The sequence below is a fragment of the Glycomyces tritici genome (assembly GCF_030403505.1).
Window position 1 is genome coordinate 23129 of sequence record NZ_JAUEMJ010000003.1, and the last position, 16607, is coordinate 39735.

The following is a 16607-nucleotide window of genomic DNA, read 5'->3' on the forward strand; positions in this document are numbered from 1 at the left end:
GTGACTGAATTGCGTTGGCGCTACGGCGCCGCGACCGACGTGGGCAAAGTCCGCGACCTGAACGAGGACTCCCACCTCGCGTCGCGCCGGCTCCTCGCGGTGGCCGACGGCGTGGGCGGCGCGGCCGCCGGCGAGGTCGCCAGCGGCGTGACCATCGCCGAGGTGACACGGCTCGCCCGCCGCTCCCCCGTCGAGGCCACCGCCGAGCTGGGCGCGGTCGTCGAGGCCGCCCGCGACCGCATCCGCGCGGCCGTCGCCGAGAACCCCGAGTCCGAGGGCATGGCAACGACCCTCACCGGGCTGTGGCTGGGCGACAGCGCGGTCGACATCGTCCACATCGGAGACTCGCGGGCGTACCAGGTGCGCGGCGAGGACTTCGTGCAGGTGACCGTGGACGACTCGTACGTCCAGCACCTCGTCGACGAAGGCGCGATCACCCCCGCCGAAGCCCAGGACCACCCGTACAAGTCGGTCGTCACCCGCGTGCTGCAGGCCAATCCCGCCCCCGCGCACTTCGAGACCCGCCCGGCACTGATCGGCGACCGGTACATGCTGTGCTCCGACGGCCTCAGCGACGTCGTCGGCGACGCCGTGATCGAGAACGTCCTCCGCGACTTCGCCGACCCCCAGGCGGCCGCGGACGAACTCGTGCGGCTCGCCCTCGAAGGCGGCGGACCGGACAACGTCACTGTCGTCGTCGGCGACGTCGCCGAGCACAAGCCGCCGCGGCGCTGGCCGTGGGCGGTCGCCGCCCTCGGGGTTGTGCTGGTCATCGCGGCGATCGTGGTGGCGCTGGTCCTCAAGAACTGAGGCCCGACCCGCCGGCCTTCGGCCCCTGCGCCGCGTCAGCGGAACGGCAGGCCGATGTACGCGCCCTCGGTGCGGGCGGTGTGGTCGAAGAACAGGGCGTCGTCCGCGGTGACGTTGGCGAGGTGGCCGTGGAGTTCGTAGCCGATGATGCCGACGAGCCGGTTCCAGCAGAAGATGAGCCGGGCGACCTCGTCGGGGCTGAACGACTCGCCCTCCAGGAGCATGAGCATGTCCGGGGTGATGGCCTCGGCCGGGCAGACCGGCCCCGTTGCGGGCGTGAGGTTCCCGTCCCGTCTGGCGTCGGCGACGATCCGCGCGAGGGTGAGCGGCATGCGGCCGGCGACCTCGATGGTGACGTGCGGTGCGACGTAGCCGGGCACGGGCGTGCCGAAGATGAGCGCGTACTCGTGGCGGTGGGCCAGGGACCACTCCCGCACCGCGCGCCAGACGGCGAGCCAGCGCTCCTGCGGTGCGGCGCCGGGAAGGTCCGCGTTCTCAGCGGCTTCGCCGATCTCGTTGTAGGACTGCACTATCAGGGCGGTGAGCAGCTCATCGCGGCTGGAGAAGTAGCGGTACACGGCCGAGGAGGCCATGCCGAGCTCGCGCGCGATGGAGCGCAGGGAGAGCATCGCGGCGCCGCCCTCGGCGAGCTGACGCCTTGCCGCGGCGAGGATCTCGGCAGTGAGTTCGGCGCGTGCGCGCTCTCTGGCGGTTCTCGGCGCGTTCATCGACCCATTGTACCGACACAAGAGCACCGCTCTTGCATTGTCGCGGCGCGTGTGCAATCATTGCTCTCAACAGAGAGCAGTGCTCTCAACTTTGAGCACTGAACCCCCAAGGAGCAGTCATGTCCAAGCCCTCCACCGACCCCCGAGCCCGCATGGGCGCCTTGGCGTTCGCCCTCGCCGGCGTCCTCTTCGTCGTCTACGAGGCCGCCGCGCCGCGGCTCGACCAGACCACGCTCGAAGGGGCCGAGTCCTGGACGAGCGCCAGCTGGTCGATCGCCCACATCGCCGCGATCGTGGGCCTCATCCTCTTCCCGCTCGGCTACGGCGCGCTGCGCGGCCACCTCGAGGGCACCCGGAACGAGAAGACGGCCTTCGCGGCCGCGACGATCGGGTACATCGGGTCGGCCCTGACGATCTCGTACTACGGCGCCGAGGTCTACGGCCTCAAGGCGATCGGCCAGCGGGCCGTCGAGGACGGCGACGCGACGATGGCCGAGGTCGGCGAGGCGTTCCGGTACGACCCGACCGCCATGGGCGTCTTCCTGATCGGCCTCGTCCTGATCGCGGTCGCCGCGGTGCTCGCGGCGGTCGCGGTGTGGCGCTCGGGCACGCTGAACAAGTGGAGCGCGGTGCCGCTCGCGGTGCTGCTGGTGACGATGCTCCCGCAGTTCTTCCTGCCGCACAGCGGCCGGATCGCTTGGGGCGCACTCGTGACGGTGGCCTCCCTGTGGCTCGCGGCCGAGCTGTGGCGGGCCCCGGCGAAGGCGCAGGAGCGGGAACTCCAGGAGGCCTGACCGCCGAGCCTGACGGATGTTTCCGGCACTAGCCTTCACATCGGACGACGTGCCAATCGACGGCTCGCAAGCTTCGCCGGAACCGGGACCCCCGATGTCATGCTCCCCCTAGGGTCCGACAACAGCCGAAGGCGAGCGCTCATCACGAACACGGAGGCGGGCCCCCCCCCGCGGGGGCGGCCCCCGCCTCCGTGTCGTCTCGCTTCGTCTACGCCGACAGGGCGATGCCGTCGAGGATGTCGTGCTCGCTGATGAGCACCGAGTCGATGCCGCTGCGCTCCATGATCGTTCGCAGCACGAGCGCGCCGCCGACGATGACGTCGGCGCGCCCCGGGTGCATCACCGGGATCGCCAGGCGCGCTTCGTGGTCCGCGGCGGCCAGATCGGCGGTCACCTGGGCGACCTGCTCGTACGAGAGCCGCGTCCCGTCGATCGCGTCCGCATCGTAGGCCTTGAGCCCCAGGGCGATAGCGGCGATCGTGGTCGCCGTCCCCGCCACCGCGACGAGCTCGGTCGCCTCGCGGCCCGCGTCGGCGACCGCCAGCGCGCCGTCGGCGATGCCGGTGATGTCGGCGACGGCTCCGGCGATCTCGTCCGCGCGGGGCGGGTCGGACCGCAAGTGCCGCTCGGTCATCCGCACACAGCCGACGTTCACCGAGATCGCGGCGGCCACCACGGATCCGGTGCCGCGCACGAACTCGGTCGAGCCGCCGCCGATGTCGATGAGAAGGCGCTGTCCTTCATGGACCGGCAGGGTCGCGACCGCGCCGGTGAAGGAGAGGCGGGCCTCCTCGTCGCCGGTGATGACCTCGGGGTCCTGGCCGAGCTCGGCCGAGACCATGGCCTTGAAGTCGGCGGCGTTCGCGGCGTCGCGGCTCGCGGAGGTCGCGACCATGCGCACCGCCTCGACGCCGTGCTCGCGGATCTGGGCGGTGTAGTCGGCCAGCGCGACGCGGGTGCGCTCGAGCGCGGCGTCGGAGAGGCGGCCGGTGCGGTCGACGCCTTCGCCGAGGCGCACGACCTCCATGCGGCGGACCACGTCGTGGAGGCGCCCCGCATCGTCGATGTCGGCGATGAGGAGGCGGATGGAGTTGGTGCCGCAGTCGATGCCGGCCACGCGACGGGTCATTCGTCCTCCTCGGTTCCCGTGGCGCAGCTGCTGCGCTGCCACCATTCGGGGAGCATCTCGATGGCCTGGTCGCCCATGGGGCTGACGCCGGGTCCGGCGGCGAGCGCGTGGCCGACGAGGGCGTGCAGGCACTTGACGCGGTCGGGCAGTCCCCCGGCGGAGATGCCGGCGATCTCGGGCACGTCGCCGAGCCGGGCGCGGCGGGCCAGGTAGTCCTCGTGCGCGCGGCGGTGCTGCGCGGCGAGTTCGGGGTCGTCGCCGAGGGCGGCGTTCATGTCCTTCATGACCCCGCCGCCTTCGAGCCGGCCGATGGCCGAGGCGGCCTTCGGGCAGGTCAGGTAGTACGTGGTCGGGAAGGGCGTGCCGTCGGGCAGGCGCGGTTCGGTCTCGACCACGGCGGGCTGGCCGCAGGGGCAGCGCCACGCGACGGCGTGGGCGCCGCGGATGGGGCGCCCGAGCTGCTTGCGGACGGCCGCGGCGTCGGCCTCGGAGACGGGTTCGGGCTGCTGGGGCCAGTCGGCGGGCTTCACGGCGTTCCGCCGTTCGGTGCCGTCTGCAGTGGCGCGTCCTGCGGTTGCACAGCCTTCACTCTGCTGGTTCCTCTGTTTCGTCTGGTTCGACTCGGTCGGCGTCTGCAAAGGTATCGGCCAGCTCGTCGTACCAGGCCTGGTCCTCGGTCGCTTCGTCGTCTGCGCCACCGGTGTGCTTGGGGTCGTCCTCGTCGATGACGATGACGAGGTCCTCACCGGGCGGGACGAGGAGGAGGCTGGAGCGGATCTGGGCCTTGACGTACTCGGGGTCGTCCCACTTGACGCGTTCGGCGGCGAGCTCCTCGATGTGCTCGGACTGGGCCGACTGCTCGGCTTCGAGCCGGTTGATCTCGATGCGCTGCTCGACGTAGGTGCGGAGCGGGTAGGCGTAGGCCAGGGCCAGTGCGGAGAGGACGAGGGCGACGATCGCGGCGCGGCGGGAGACCTTGCGGCCGGGCCGGTAGCGGACACGCTTGACCTCGGCGCGGCCGGTCCCGGGGGCGGGTCGGCGGGCGGCACGGGTGCGGCCGGGTCCGGTGGATCGTCCTCCCGGATGGCTGGGTCGGCGGCTCGCGTTCACGGGCCCAGCCTAGTCGATCGGGGAAGGCCGAAGGCCCCCGCGCTGAAGCGCGAGGGCCTGTCGTCTTACTGCGGTGCCGCTTACTTTCCGAACTTCGGGAATGCCGAAGCGCCGGCGTAGCGGGCGGCGTCGCCGAGGTCTTCCTCGATGCGCAGCAGCTGGTTGTACTTGGCGACGCGGTCCGAGCGGGCCGGGGCGCCGGTCTTGATCTGGCCGCAGGACATCGCGACGGCCAGGTCGGCGATCGTGGTGTCCTCGGTCTCACCGGAGCGGTGGCTCATCATGCAGCCGAAGCCCGCGCGGTGGGCCATCTCGACGGCGTCGGTGGTCTCGGTGAGCGTGCCGATCTGGTTGACCTTGACGAGGAGGCCGTTTGCGGCCTTCTCGTCGATGCCGCGGCGGATGCGCTCGGGGTTGGTCACGAACAGGTCGTCGCCGACGATCTGCAGGCGGTCGCCGACCTTGGCGGTGAGCGCGGACCAGCCGGCCCAGTCGTCCTCGGAGAGCGGGTCCTCGATGGACACGAACGGGTAGGCGGCGATGAGCTCCTCGTAGTAGGCGCTCATCTCCTCGCCGGTCTTCTTCTGGCCCTCGAAGAGGTAGGCGCCGTCGGTGTAGAACTCGGTGGCGGCCACGTCCATCGCGAAGGCGATGTCGGTGCCGAGCTTGTAGCCGGCCTTCTCGACGGCGACCGCGATCAGGTCGAGCGCGGCGCGGTTCGACTCCAGGTTGGGGGCGAAGCCGCCCTCGTCGCCCAGGCCGGTGGAGAGGCCGCGCTCCTTGAGGACCGACTTGAGCGCGTGGTAGGTCTCCGCGCCCCAGCGCAGGGCCTCCTTGAAGGTGGGGGCGCCGATCGGGGCGATCATGAACTCCTGCACGTCGACGTTGGAGTCCGCGTGGGATCCGCCGTTGAGGATGTTCATCATCGGCACCGGGAGCAGGTGCGCGTTGGGGCCGCCCAGGTAGCGGTAGAGCGGGAGCTCGGCGGAGTCGGCGGCGGCCTTGGCCGCGGCGAGCGAGGCGCCGAGGATGGCGTTCGCGCCGAGGTTGGACTTGTCGGGGGTGCCGTCGGCGTCGAGGAGGGCCTGGTCGACCAGGCGCTGCTCGGAGGCCTCGATGTCGATCAGGGCCTCGCGGATCGGACCGTTGACGTTGTCGACGGCCTTCTCGACGCCCTTGCCGAGGTAGCGGTTCTTGTCGCCGTCGCGCAGCTCGATGGCTTCGAAGGCGCCGGTGGAGGCGCCGGACGGGACGGCCGCCCGCTGCAGCGTGTCGTCGTCGAGCAGGATCTCCACTTCGACGGTGGGGTTGCCGCGGGAGTCGAGGATCTCCCGTGCCCGGATGTCTTCAATTGCAGCCACTGTCACTCCTGAAATAGCCGAATCTGACGACCGGCCCCATTACCGGGCCGTGTCCGAAGGATTTCGGCCGACCCGACACTGCGTCGGCCACAGCTCCCGAGGATACGCCCTAGGCGGGTCGGCGATGCCTCCGAGCCGCTAAAAGGGCGCGTCCTGCGGGTTCCGCGCGTCGGGAATTAGTGTTGCCCGCGACGCGGGCGCTCGTGTTACATGGGGCGTGGACGGACCGCTATATGGTGGAGTCCTATCTCAGATCAGACACCTGTGCTAGGCGCGCCCCCCGGATGCCGGCTGCGCTACGGCAATCCCCCTCGCCTCGCGCAATGGAAGTGGAGCCCCATGATCCTGCAGAAGCCCCTGCGGCGCTGCGCTGTATTGAGCGCGGCGGCGCTCCTGGCCCTCGCCGGCTGCTCGGACCAGGCGAACGGCGGTGAGTCGGCGTCGGAGGACCAGGCCGCGCTCACCGAGCTGGGCGGCCGCCTCGTCGAAGGCGACCAGCCCGCCTACACCGCCGAGTACCTCATCGAGGGCTCGGAGGAGTCGGTGCTGGTCGCGGTGGACCCGGAGGCCGGGACCGCGGCCGTCGTCGTCGAGGACCGGCCCCGCCTTTGGGCCGGCGAGGACGCGGCCGAGCTCAGCGTGTGGCTGAGCCAGGAGCTCGAGGGCATCCTGCCCCCCGAGGAGACCGTGGCCGCCTGGCTCTCCGAGACCGCCGCCGACCCCTCGGCCTCGGCCGAGTTCTCCGACACGACGCTCGCCGGCGAACTGGCCGACTGCGTCGACGTGCGGGGCGCGGCGGATTCGCCCGTGGGCGCGTACGAGATCTGCGTGACCACCGTGGGCGTCATCGCCAGTGTCTCCGCGAAGGTCGGCGACACCGCTTACACCGCGAAGCTCGTGAACTACCACGACGGCGTCGACGCCGCCTGGCTCGACGAGATCACGGGTCAGGCCGAGAGCGCCAACCAGTAGGATCGGCCGCCGCCCGGCGGCGGATCGCGTTACAGTCGCTCGGCGGGCCGGAGCCCGGTGCAACGGGGGTTCACCTGAAAAGGTGTCGGCACCGGCCCGGCCCGCACTCGCTCGCGAAGGGCCCGAAGGGTAGGCCGCATCACAAGCGGCATCCCGGTTGCGGACCCCCCGGGTAATCCATGTATAGTTGTCGTCGTTGCCGCGGCAAGCCGCGAAAACACAGGCCAAGCTCCCGTCGTCTAGGGGCCTAGGACGCTGCCCTCTCAAGGCGGAAACGGCGGTTCGAATCCGCTCGGGAGTACAAGTAGATACGTAGATACACAGCACCGAAGCCCCGGCTCTGCCGGGGCTTCGGTGCTTTCAGGCCCTATGGGGCGCTGAGAGACAGGCGGCCTCGCGCTCCAGGCCTGGGTTTCGCACGAGCCCGCGGTGCGTCCGCGACCTCGGCCGTTTCACTCGGGGTCGGCCGAGCGGGCGGTCTTCTCCCAGTCGCGCCAGGTGGCCATCCGCTGCTCGTGGACGGCGAGGACCAGGTCGTAGCCCTGGGACGCCAGGATGAGGCGGGTGGGCGGCTCGGCCGCGTCGACGGCCTCGAACACCGCCGCGACACTGTCCTTCGCCGTGGGCGTCGGGCCGTCGCCCCAGCTCGCCATCGCGTCCCGCAGCGGCTGGTACAGCGGGTTCGGCTCCGAGCGGTTCGCGGACGCGCCGGCCCAGTCGGTCGCGAAGCCGGACGGCTCGATCAGGGTGGTCTTGATGCCGAACCCGGCCACCTCCCCGGCCAGCGCCTCGGTGAATCCTTCGAGCGCCCACTTCGAGGCGTTGTAGACGCCCAGGCCGGGGAACGCGGTCACGCCGCCGATGCTGGAGACCTGGACGATGTGGCCGCCGCCCTGCTCGCGCAGCAGCGGGATCGCGGCCTGGGTGATCCACAGTGCACCGAAGAAGTTGGTCTCCATCTGCGCGCGGACCTCGTCCTCGGTCACCTCCTCGGTGGTGCCGAAGTGGCCGTAGCCCGCGTTGTTGACCACCACGTCGAGGCGGCCGAAGTGCCGGTGCGCCGCCTGGACGGCGGCGATGTCCGCGCTGCGGTCGTTGACGTCGAGCCGCATCGGGAGCAGGGCGTCGCCGAAGCGGTCGCGCAGTTCGTCGAGGGTGTCGGTGTCGCGGGCGGTGGCGGCGACCCGGTCGCCGCGCTCGAGTGCGGCGGTGGTCCAGGCGCGGCCGAAGCCTCGGGAAGCGCCCGTGATGAGCCATGTCTTCGTCATTGGAAATCCCTTCGATGTCCCGGCGGGGGCCGGGAGGAATCGGCGTCGGGCCTGGTGCCGCGTCGCCGCCGTGACTTCACTATACGCCAAACATGTCTCACTGTGTCAAGTCCGGCCCGGTGTGCTCGAGGCGACTCTTCGTGTCGATCGGTGTAGCCTGGGGTCATGGAGGAGCCGAAAGCGGGACTGCGCGAGCGCACGCGCAACATGGTGCGCGCGGAGCTGGCGCAGGCAGCACTCGAGCTGTTCGTGGAGCAGGGGTTCGAGGCGACCACAGTGGAGCAGATCGCGGCGGCGACCGGCCTGTCCCGCCGCAGCTTCCACCGCTACTTCTCCAGCAAGGAGGACGTGTTCGGGCAGTGGTTCGTGGAGACGGGCCGGCAGCTCGCCGCGGCCCTCGCCGCACGCCCCGACGAGGAGCGCCCCTGGCCCGCCCTGCGCCGGTCCTTCGACGGCGTCGTGCAGGGCCTGAGCGAGCAGCCCCAGTCGCTCCTGATCACCCGCATGATCCTGCAGACCCCTGCACTGCACGCCACTCACCTGCAGAAGCACGCCCTCTGGCGGGTCGCCCTCGCCGACGTGCTGCAGCACCGCCCGTCCGAGGACGGCGGCGAGCTCGGGCAGTTCGCCGCGGCCTCCCTCGTCGGCGCCGCCCTGGCCGCACTCGACGCCGCCATGACCCGATGGGTGGGCGACGACAACGAACAGTCGCTCGGCGACCTGCTCGACCAGGCCATGAGCGCCATCGCACCTTTGACGGCACCGGCGCCGGCCACTCCCCCGCGACGGCCGTGACCGCCTCGCAGCCGCCAGGCAGTCGCTTCCGGCGGGCCGGACGGGTTCGGGCAGGTTTCGGTTTTTCGGGCACTATGGAACGTTGACGCAGTATGGTGCGGTTTTTGCCTTAGGCTGCCTGCATGTACGCGAGTCGAGTGTCCATAAGGGTTTCGGTTGCGTTGCTCGCAGTGCTGCTGGCGCTGGTCTCGAGCGGGCTGGTGTTCGAGCGGCCGGCGCGGGCGCAGGCGAGCGGGGCGTGGGGCGAGTGGGGGCCGTTCGCGGGCGAGTCCGGGGACTTCCACGCCGACATGACGTTCGCGACCAGCCCGGCGATCACCGCCGGGATGGAGTCGAACTCGCGCGGCGGCGGGGTCGGGGTCATGTCCGGCGAGTCCAACTGGCTGTCGGCGGGGACCGACATCGGCGCGAAGTACGGGACCTCGAAGCACCAGCCCTATGTCAACCTGCGGCCCCAGGCCGACCGGCCCGACTCGCCCTCCTACACGACGTACGCCTTCAACGAGCCCGTGCCGCCCGGCGGCTGGGCCTTCGCGCTGGGCGACATCGACGCCGACCAGGTCAAGGTGATCGCCAAAGGCCCGGACGGGTCGGCCCTGACGGCCGCCGAGCTCGGGTTCCAAGGCGCCTTCAACTACTGCAGCGCCTCCTCCCCCGGAGGCCCCTCCTGCACGCGGGACGGCACCGACGTGCCGACCTGGGACGCCGCGACCGAGACGCTGACCGGCAACGCCGCGGCGGTGGACACGGACGGCGCGAGCGGCTGGTTCGAACCGACCGCACCGGTCGCCTCGCTCACCTTCGTGTTCACCCGCCGCGCCGGGTTCCCGGTCTACCAGACCTGGTTCGCCTCGCTGGGCTGCGACATCACCGGGTCGGTCACCGACTCCGGAGCCCCGGCCGCCGGGGTGACGGTCAACGCCGTCGACCGCGCCGGGAACGTGGTCGCCGCGACTTCCACCGGCGACGACGGCTCTTACTCGTTCCCGGACTACATGGTCGGCGGCACCTACACCGTCGAGGTCATCGCGCCCCCCGGGAAGATCACGGACGGCCCCGGCCGCCAGGAGGTGGACCTCGGCAGCTGCCCCGCGGCCCCGGCCGACTTCCGGCTGCGGGACATCGTGCCGACCTCGGTCAGCGGCAACGTCTCCACCACCGACGGCGAGCACCTCGGCGGCGTCACGGTGACGGTCGCCCTCGAGGACGGCACCACCAGGACCACCGTCACCGACTCGAAGGGCGACTACCTGTTCGACGAGGTCGCCGCGGGCGACCACAGCATCACCATCGACAAGCCCGAGCAGTACGAGTACGAGGGCGCGGGCCGGCGCGACATCACCGTGTCGCCCGGGCAGACCACGCCCATCACCGGCCAGGACTTCGTGCTCTCGGCGCTGCCGAAGCTGGCGGGCGAGGCCGTCGCGTGCGGCGGACCCGTTCCCGGGGTGACGGTGACGCTCACCCGGCCCGGCGGATCGACCGAGTCGACCGTGACCGACGCGGCGGGCGCCTATGCGTTCGCGGGCCTCGCAGCCGGCGATTACACGGTCGAGGTCGACGTGCCCGAGGGGCATTCCGCCGCAGGCGCGACGACGCGGAACGTGGAACTGGCGGGCACCGATGTGGACGGCATCGACTTCACGTACGCCAAGCCCGCCGCGGTCGTGGGGACCGTGACCGGTCCCGGCGGCGAGCCGCTGGCCGGTGTCGGCCTCGTCGTGACGCCCGAAGGCGAGGCGCCGAAGCAGGCGGCCACAGGGGACGACGGCATGTACAGCGTCGGCGACCTGAAGGCCGGCAGCCACACGGTGGCGATCACCGCTCCGGCCGGGTACGAGGTGGACGGCGAGGAGGAGCAGACCGTCGCCAACACCGGCACCTGCGGCGACGCGGTCGCCGACTTCGCACTGGTCGCTTCCGAGCCGGACGGGCCGACGACGGGTCCGGGGCCCGGACCTGGTGGTCCCGGGACCGGTGACGCGGGGAGCGGGCCGGGCGATGGTCCCGGCGAGAGCCCGGCCGGCGACGCTCCGATGGGTGCCGCGCATGACGACGACCTGCCGCTCACCGGCGAGAGCCTGTACATCGTGGTCGTGGCGGCGGCCGTGTTCCTCCTCGGGGCCGGCGCGGTGATGATCGCGGCGGTGCGCGCCAGGAGCCGCGAGGATGCCGAGCCGCTGGCCTGAGTCTTGAGCGCCACGGGAGATCGAGCGACCGTCTGATCCGCATGCGAATCGGGAGACCGGGTCGCTGCGCCGAGCCATGAGCGAAGAGGGAGGCCGGGCCTTGAGGCCCGGCCTCCCCTTTCCTTACCGCTCAAGGGATCAGATGCTCGGCCACTCGTCGTCGGCGCGGCGGGCGCGGCGGATCATGAGCCAGCCGACCACGGCCGCGGCGAGGGCGAGCGCGGCCAGTGTGCCGTAGAGCATCGCGGAAGCGCCGGTCACCGGGAGCGCCCCGTCGCCGGAGTCGTCAGAGGTGCCGGGATCGGTCGGGCCGTCGGAGCCGCTCTGACTCGGGCCGGGACTGGGACTCGGCGACGGGCCCGGGGGCGTGCCGGTGTTGGTGACGGTGCAGCGGATGTCGTCGCCCACCTTCACCTTCACGACCTGCGACGTGCCGTCGCCCGAGGGCAGCGACGGGTCGTCGGCGCCGTTGTTGGTGCACGTCCAGTCCTGCGTGTACGTGGCGAGGTCGGTGTCCCCTTCGGCGGTCTCCGCGAGCGTGTAGTCGCGGCCGCCGACGGACGCGAGGACCGTCTGGGACTCGATGGTCCCGGAGTCGCCGCCGTCGGTGGAGCCCTCGCCGATGAGGTCGCCGTGCTCGTCCTCGATGGTCAAGGCGAACGAGTCGGACTCGGCCGTCTTGTCGACCACGGTCTTGTCCATCCCGACCTTCGCGGTGAGGATGCCGAACGCGACGCCCTGCACGGCGTTCGCGGTGCGGTCGAGGAAGCCGATGGTCGCGGTGGTGGGAGCGACCGAGTAGAGGATGATCTCGTCGACCGGGAGGCCGCCCGCGGTGTTGCCCTTGCAGGTCACCGAGGTGGTGCCGATCCCCGAGAGCTCCTGCCCGCACGCGGGCTGGGCGTCGGGCATGGTCGCGCGGGTCAGCTCCTCGATGGGCTTGTCGGACGAGAAGGTCAGGCCCTCTTGGCGGTTGGTGGTCTCGGCGTCGGCCATGACGATGCCGTAGCCGTCGACGGCGGCGCCGTCAGGGCCGGTGACCACCAGGTCGTCGATCGTGAGGGTGCCGAGGTCGCCTGCGGCGCCGGTCCCGGCGTTCACCTGCTGGTAGAGCGCGGGCTTGCCCGGGGTGTCCCGGTAGACGGTGTTGCCGATCGGGGCCTTGCCGTAGGTGGGGAACGCCGTCGGCTTGAGCACGCGGTAGCCGTCGGCACCGGGGGCGACCTTGAAGGTGAAGGTCATCGTGTAGTCGGGGGTCAGCTCGATGGACATCGGCTGCCCGGCCGCCTCCATCGCCTGGGCCTGGTCGAAGCCGCTCATGTCGATCCAGCAGATCGTGTTGGCGAACTCGCCGTCCGTCCCGTAGCCGCATCCGGTGGTCTGCGCCGCAGCCGGGGCGCCGACGAGGGCACCGGCCGCGACGACGGCGGCGGCCGTCGCCAGTCTGGCAAAAGTCTTCACTGTGTGCATGTCCCTGCGTGATCGCTGGAGAAACTGGAGATACCGATTCGAGCGCGCATCGAAAGTCGCTTTTGTCCGATCAGTCCGGTAAGCATAAGGGACCAGGCGGTCGGCGGACGTCACCTCGGCGCCGCGTCGCGGCCGCTCAAGCATGGTGTCCCGGGCCGGAATGCGCAGGTGCGCGAGGCCGGATGCGGGCGTTCGGCTCGGACACGCGCACACCCGCGCTGATCGCGGTGCTCCGCAGGCGTGCAGAAAGATGTTGGGCCGCAATGGGCCCCCATCGGGCAGCGCGAAGGGCGCGCCCCGCAGGGGGACGCGCCCTGGTCGTTCGCTCAGGCCTGGAGGTACTGCTCCAGGTCGTCCAGGATCATGCCGGCGGCGGTGACCCCGATGCCGGTCATCCAGACCTCGTCGTCGACCTCGTAGGCCTTGCCGCCCTGCACGGCCGCGATCGACTGCCACAGCTCACCGCCGGTGTAGTCGGCGAGCATCGACGCGCCGTCGGCGCCATAGGCGCAGTAGAAGACCACGTCGCCGCCGACCGTGTCGAGCTCCTCGGCAGAGACCTCGGCGAAGCGCTTGTCGTCGGCGTCGGCCAGCTGCTGCAGCTCGGGCCGGGCCAGGCCGACGTCGCCGACCACGATGCCGGAGAACGAGTCCGGGCCGTAGACCCGGATCTGGTCGGGCATGAACCGCACCAGGCTCACCTCGGTGCTGATCGCGTCCCCGAGGGAGGCGCCGAACTCGGCGGCGCGGGCCTCGTAATCGTCGAGCAGCTGCTTCGCCTCCTCGCCCTTGCCGAGCGCGTCGCCGTCGAGGAGGAAGTTCTCCTTCCAGGTGACGCCGACCTGCTCGGTGAACACGGTCGGGGCGATCGCGTTCAGCTCGTCGTAGAACGCCTCTTGGCGGAACTTCGAGCCGAGGATGAGGTCGGGTTCGAGGGCCTCGATCGCCTCCAGGTCGGGCTCGGACGTGGTGCCGACGACGGTGACCCCGGAGAGGTCGCCGAGGTAGGTGGGCAGTTCGGTCTCTCCGGCGCGGGCCGCGCCGACCGGGGTGACGCCGAGCGAGAGCGCGGTGTCGATCTTGTCGGTGTCGAGGACGACGACCCGCTGGGGTTCGGCGGGGATCTCGGAGCTGCCCATGGCGTGCTCGATGGTGCGGGTCTCGCCTTCGGCCTCGTTGCGTTCGGCGGCCGGGTCAGACGTCCCGCATGCGGCCAGCGCGAGCGCGCAGGCCGAGGCGGCGCCGAAGGCCAGCAGTCTTCTTCTCATTTCGGGTTCCCTTCGTCAGCAGCAGGTAGATGAGGTAGACGCCGCCGAGCGCGGCGGTGAGGACGCCGGCGGGCATCTGGTAGTCGCCGAATGCGGTGCGGCCCAGCCAGTCCGCGAGGACGAGCAGTACGGCGCCGGTGAGGGCGGAGGCGAGCAGGGGCGGGCGGGAGGTGCGGGCGAGGCGGCGGGCGACCTGGGGCGCGGCGAGGGCGACGAACTCGACGGCGCCGACCTGGGAGACGGCCGCGGAGGCGAGGACGATGCCGAGGACGGCGAGGCCGATGCGGCGGCCGGTGACGCGGACGCCGATGCCGATTGCGGTGGGGTCGTCGAGGTCGGTGGTGTCGAGGGCGCGCTGCGCCCAGACGAGTGCGGGGAGGGCGAGGAGGAGGAAGGCGCCGAGGAAGGCCGTCTCGGTCCAGCCGCGCCCGGCGAGGGTGCCGATGAGCCAGATCTGGGCGCGCTGGGCGTCGATGGCGTCGGCGGAGAGCAGGAGGATCTGCGTGCCGGACTTGAGGAGGACGGCGACGGCGACGCCGGCGAGCACGAAGCGGGGCGCGGAGAGCGAGCCGCGGGAGGCGGTGAGGAGGACGAGCGCTGCGGCGGCGAGGCCGCCGGCGAGGGCGGCCGGGGCGAGGAGGGCGTAGGCGAGCCCGGCGGTGAGCGCGAAGGTCGCGGCGAGCCCGGCTCCGGCGGTGACGCCGATGATGTCGGGGCTGGCGAGGGGGTTGCGGGCGACGGACTGGATGAGCGCGCCGGCGATGCCGAGGGCGGCCCCGGCGGCGACGGCGAGGACGGTGCGGGGCAGTCGCAGGACCTCGACGGTGCGGTCGTAGCCGGTGGTGCCGGTGAGGGTGGCGATCGTGTCCGCGAAGGTGATGTAGGTGTCGCCCAGGCAGAGTGCGGCGGTGACGGCCGCGAGCAGGGCGATGAGGAGGAGCACGCAGACGGCGGCGCTGCGGCGGTGCCAGGTGAGGGAGAGCGGGCCGGAGCGCAGGACGGTGCGGCCGGGGAGCGGCGCGGCCGTTTCGCTTCGGGCGGGGGTGTTCGCAAGGCGCCTCATGCCGTCACCGTCCCCTCGAAGCTTGCGAGCCGTAAATCTGGCGAGCGCGCCTGACCAGCACGATGAGCAGCGGTGCGCCGATGACGGCGCAGATGATGCCCGCGGGGGCTTCGCCGGGGACGATCACTCGTCCGATGACGTCGGCGGTCAGCAGCATGCAGGGACCGAGCATGAGGCTCAGGGCGATCTGCGCGCGGTGGCTCGCGCCCACCGCCCATCGGGCGAGGTGCGGGATGGCGAGGCCGATGAAGCCGATCGGGCCGGCCGCCGCGACGGCCGCGCCCGTCAGGAGCGCCACGGTGACGGCGGCGGTGGCGCGGGTGAGGCCGACGCGGTGGCCGAGGCCGGCGGCGGCTTCGGCGCCGAGCTGCAGGCCGTCCATGCCGCGGGCCGCCAGGAGTGCGAGGACGAGGCCGCCCAGCAGGAACGGGGCCATGCCCCAGGCGACTTCGGCGTCGCGTCCGGCGAGGGAGCCGACGGCCCAGAACCGGTACTGGTCGAAGGAGTGCACGTCGGTGGCGAGCACGGCGTAGACCATCGCGGAGAGGCTGGCGTCCAGGGCGGCCCCGCACAGGGCGTAGGTGACGGTGCCGCCGCCGGTGTTCCGGGCGGCGACCGTGGAGACGGCGTAGCCGATGAGTCCGGCGGCGAGGGCGCCCGCGATGCCGAGCCACACGTACTGGCCGATGCCGGTGAGGCCCAGGACGCTGAGGCCGATGACCACGCCGAGGCTGGCGCCGGCGGCGACGCCGAAGATGCGCGGGTCGGCGAGGGGGTTGCGGGTGAGGGTCTGCATGAGGACCCCGGCGACGGCGAGGCCGGCCCCGGCGAGGAGGCCGACGGCGGTGCGGGGGACGCGCTGCTCCCAGACGACGGCCGCCGCGATGGCGTCGGTGCGGGTGAGGCCGTGCCAGACCTCGACGGGGGTGAGGTCGCGGGCGCCGATCGCGAGCGAGGCGATCACGATGAGCCCCAAGGCGATCGCGGAGGCCCCGACGGGCAGGGCCCGGTTGCGGGCCCCGCGCGCGGTCCGGGCGGGTCGGAGTCGGGCGACGGGCACGCCCTAGAGCATAGGCGAGCCTAACCTAATGGGAAAGCGCCGAATGCGGAATGTGATCTGCACTCTCGAAGGCGCAGGTCATTCGGGGTAGCGGATGCCCTCGGCCACGGCCTTGACCGCTTCGAACCCCTTGCGCTCGAACGGGTCGCGCACCTCGACGGCGAGGCCCGGCTCGATGAGGCGGGCGATCTCGCGCTCGCTCGCGAAGCCGTCGTCGCCGAAGGCGCTCGGGCTCCAGTCGTCGCCGCGCTCGTGGTACTCGGCGAGGAACCCCTTGAGGGCCTGGCCGTCCTTGAGGCGCGGCGCGCGCATGACCTGCACTTGGAGGTCGACGCGCCACGTGCCGGGCTCGATCTCGGTCTCCCATACGCGCTGGGTGCAGTCGACGCCCTCCCATTCGGTCACGAAATCCGAGGGGGTGCCGAGGTCTTCGGGCAGGTAGGTGAGGGCGAGGCCGTCGAGGCGCGATTCGGTGCCGCTGATCGTCATGCCGCGATCGTACCCATTCGTCCACGCGCGAAACCGGACTTGCGCGTCGCGGGTCGCGCGCGCCTGGATGTCCACATCGGGATGATTTCGTAAGTATGCAA

At 71.7% G+C, this 16607-nt stretch carries 16 protein-coding genes and 1 tRNA gene; 6 read left to right on the forward strand and 11 right to left on the reverse strand.

What is annotated here, in order from left to right; all coding sequences use genetic code 11:
- A complete protein-coding gene (locus QWI33_RS10585; RefSeq protein ID WP_289955398.1) occupies window positions 1-810 on the forward strand; it encodes a PP2C family protein-serine/threonine phosphatase in 810 nt (269 codons plus the stop codon).
- A 35-nt stretch (window positions 811-845) separates the two neighbouring features.
- On the opposite strand, the gene QWI33_RS10590 is transcribed toward QWI33_RS10585, so the two are convergent.
- On the reverse strand, window positions 846-1538 hold the full coding sequence (locus tag QWI33_RS10590) for a TetR/AcrR family transcriptional regulator (protein WP_289955399.1): 693 nt from the start codon (window positions 1536-1538) through the stop codon (window positions 846-848).
- Between the two features lie 119 nt (window positions 1539-1657).
- Here QWI33_RS10590 and QWI33_RS10595 point away from each other — a divergent pair, with 119 nt between their 5' ends.
- Window positions 1658-2332 carry a hypothetical protein gene (locus QWI33_RS10595; protein ID WP_289955401.1) on the forward strand — a complete coding sequence of 225 codons (675 nt, stop codon included), beginning with the start codon at window positions 1658-1660 and terminating at the stop codon, window positions 2330-2332.
- A 208-nt stretch (window positions 2333-2540) separates the two neighbouring features.
- On the opposite strand, the gene QWI33_RS10600 is transcribed toward QWI33_RS10595, so the two are convergent.
- The 4 genes from QWI33_RS10600 to eno form a co-directional block, all read right to left on the reverse strand.
- Window positions 2541-3461, reverse strand: coding sequence for a Ppx/GppA phosphatase family protein (locus tag QWI33_RS10600; RefSeq protein WP_289955402.1), 921 nt, complete (start codon window positions 3459-3461; stop codon window positions 2541-2543).
- Window positions 3458-3991, reverse strand: coding sequence for a DUF501 domain-containing protein (locus QWI33_RS10605; protein WP_289955405.1), 534 nt, complete (start codon window positions 3989-3991; stop codon window positions 3458-3460). Before QWI33_RS10605 ends, QWI33_RS10600 begins: the two co-directional genes overlap by 4 nt.
- 55 nt (window positions 3992-4046) lie before the next feature.
- Window positions 4047-4571 carry an FtsB family cell division protein gene (locus QWI33_RS10610; RefSeq protein ID WP_289955406.1) on the reverse strand — a complete coding sequence of 175 codons (525 nt, stop codon included), beginning with the start codon at window positions 4569-4571 and terminating at the stop codon, window positions 4047-4049.
- Window positions 4572-4651: 80 nt separating this feature from the next.
- Entirely contained in the window at window positions 4652-5932 is a 1281-nt protein-coding gene (eno, locus tag QWI33_RS10615; protein ID WP_289955408.1) for a phosphopyruvate hydratase, read from the reverse strand.
- 339 nt (window positions 5933-6271) lie between these two features.
- Between eno and QWI33_RS10620 the strand changes: the two genes are divergently transcribed.
- A complete protein-coding gene (locus QWI33_RS10620; protein ID WP_289955410.1) occupies window positions 6272-6904 on the forward strand; it encodes a hypothetical protein in 633 nt (210 codons plus the stop codon).
- Between the two features lie 228 nt (window positions 6905-7132).
- Window positions 7133-7205: transfer RNA gene (locus tag QWI33_RS10625), tRNA-Glu, on the forward strand.
- Between the two features lie 151 nt (window positions 7206-7356).
- Here QWI33_RS10625 and QWI33_RS10630 read toward each other — a convergent pair.
- Window positions 7357-8172 (reverse strand): SDR family NAD(P)-dependent oxidoreductase, encoded by an 816-nt coding sequence (locus QWI33_RS10630; RefSeq protein WP_289955411.1) that lies wholly within the window; start codon window positions 8170-8172, stop codon window positions 7357-7359.
- A gap of 165 nt (window positions 8173-8337) precedes the next feature.
- Between QWI33_RS10630 and QWI33_RS10635 the strand changes: the two genes are divergently transcribed.
- Both QWI33_RS10635 and QWI33_RS10640 read left to right on the forward strand, forming a co-directional pair.
- Window positions 8338-8967, forward strand: coding sequence for a TetR/AcrR family transcriptional regulator (locus tag QWI33_RS10635; RefSeq protein WP_289955413.1), 630 nt, complete (start codon window positions 8338-8340; stop codon window positions 8965-8967).
- Between the two features lie 170 nt (window positions 8968-9137).
- The gene (locus QWI33_RS10640) at window positions 9138-11156 is read left to right on the forward strand and encodes an MSCRAMM family protein (protein WP_289955642.1); all 2019 of its coding nucleotides are present in this window, start codon (window positions 9138-9140) and stop codon (window positions 11154-11156) included.
- A gap of 138 nt (window positions 11157-11294) precedes the next feature.
- Here QWI33_RS10640 and QWI33_RS10645 read toward each other — a convergent pair whose 3' ends face one another.
- From QWI33_RS10645 to QWI33_RS10665, 5 genes are all read right to left on the reverse strand, one after another.
- Window positions 11295-12626 carry a CshA/CshB family fibrillar adhesin-related protein gene (locus tag QWI33_RS10645; RefSeq protein WP_289955415.1) on the reverse strand — a complete coding sequence of 444 codons (1332 nt, stop codon included), beginning with the start codon at window positions 12624-12626 and terminating at the stop codon, window positions 11295-11297.
- A gap of 326 nt (window positions 12627-12952) precedes the next feature.
- Window positions 12953-13894 (reverse strand): ABC transporter substrate-binding protein, encoded by a 942-nt coding sequence (locus QWI33_RS10650; protein WP_289955417.1) that lies wholly within the window; start codon window positions 13892-13894, stop codon window positions 12953-12955.
- Window positions 13821-14957 carry a FecCD family ABC transporter permease gene (locus QWI33_RS10655; protein WP_289955420.1) on the reverse strand — a complete coding sequence of 379 codons (1137 nt, stop codon included), beginning with the start codon at window positions 14955-14957 and terminating at the stop codon, window positions 13821-13823. Before QWI33_RS10655 ends, QWI33_RS10650 begins: the two co-directional genes overlap by 74 nt.
- Before the next feature lie 4 nt (window positions 14958-14961).
- Window positions 14962-16017, reverse strand: a complete 1056-nt coding sequence (locus QWI33_RS10660; protein WP_289955422.1) for a FecCD family ABC transporter permease — start codon at window positions 16015-16017, stop codon at window positions 14962-14964.
- A gap of 78 nt (window positions 16018-16095) precedes the next feature.
- Window positions 16096-16506, reverse strand: coding sequence for a hypothetical protein (locus QWI33_RS10665; RefSeq protein ID WP_289955424.1), 411 nt, complete (start codon window positions 16504-16506; stop codon window positions 16096-16098).
- Between the last annotated feature and the right edge of the window lie 101 nt (window positions 16507-16607).

What these genes read in the sequence shown, in the direction of transcription:
- QWI33_RS10590 (WP_289955399.1), bottom strand. Translation starts at nt 1,538, where the DNA reads ATGAACGCGCCGAGAACCGCCAGAGAGCGCGCACGCGCCGAACTCACT.
- QWI33_RS10665 (WP_289955424.1), bottom strand. Translation starts at nt 16,506, where the DNA reads ATGACGATCAGCGGCACCGAATCGCGCCTCGACGGCCTCGCCCTCACC.
- QWI33_RS10620 (WP_289955410.1), top strand. Translation starts at nt 6,272, where the DNA reads ATGATCCTGCAGAAGCCCCTGCGGCGCTGCGCTGTATTGAGCGCGGCG.
- QWI33_RS10595 (WP_289955401.1), top strand. Translation starts at nt 1,658, where the DNA reads ATGTCCAAGCCCTCCACCGACCCCCGAGCCCGCATGGGCGCCTTGGCG.
- QWI33_RS10600 (WP_289955402.1), bottom strand. Translation starts at nt 3,461, where the DNA reads ATGACCCGTCGCGTGGCCGGCATCGACTGCGGCACCAACTCCATCCGC.
- QWI33_RS10655 (WP_289955420.1), bottom strand. Translation starts at nt 14,957, where the DNA reads ATGAGGCGCCTTGCGAACACCCCCGCCCGAAGCGAAACGGCCGCGCCG.
- QWI33_RS10630 (WP_289955411.1), bottom strand. Translation starts at nt 8,172, where the DNA reads ATGACGAAGACATGGCTCATCACGGGCGCTTCCCGAGGCTTCGGCCGC.
- QWI33_RS10635 (WP_289955413.1), top strand. Translation starts at nt 8,338, where the DNA reads ATGGAGGAGCCGAAAGCGGGACTGCGCGAGCGCACGCGCAACATGGTG.
- QWI33_RS10650 (WP_289955417.1), bottom strand. Translation starts at nt 13,894, where the DNA reads ATGAGAAGAAGACTGCTGGCCTTCGGCGCCGCCTCGGCCTGCGCGCTC.
- QWI33_RS10645 (WP_289955415.1), bottom strand. Translation starts at nt 12,626, where the DNA reads ATGCACACAGTGAAGACTTTTGCCAGACTGGCGACGGCCGCCGCCGTC.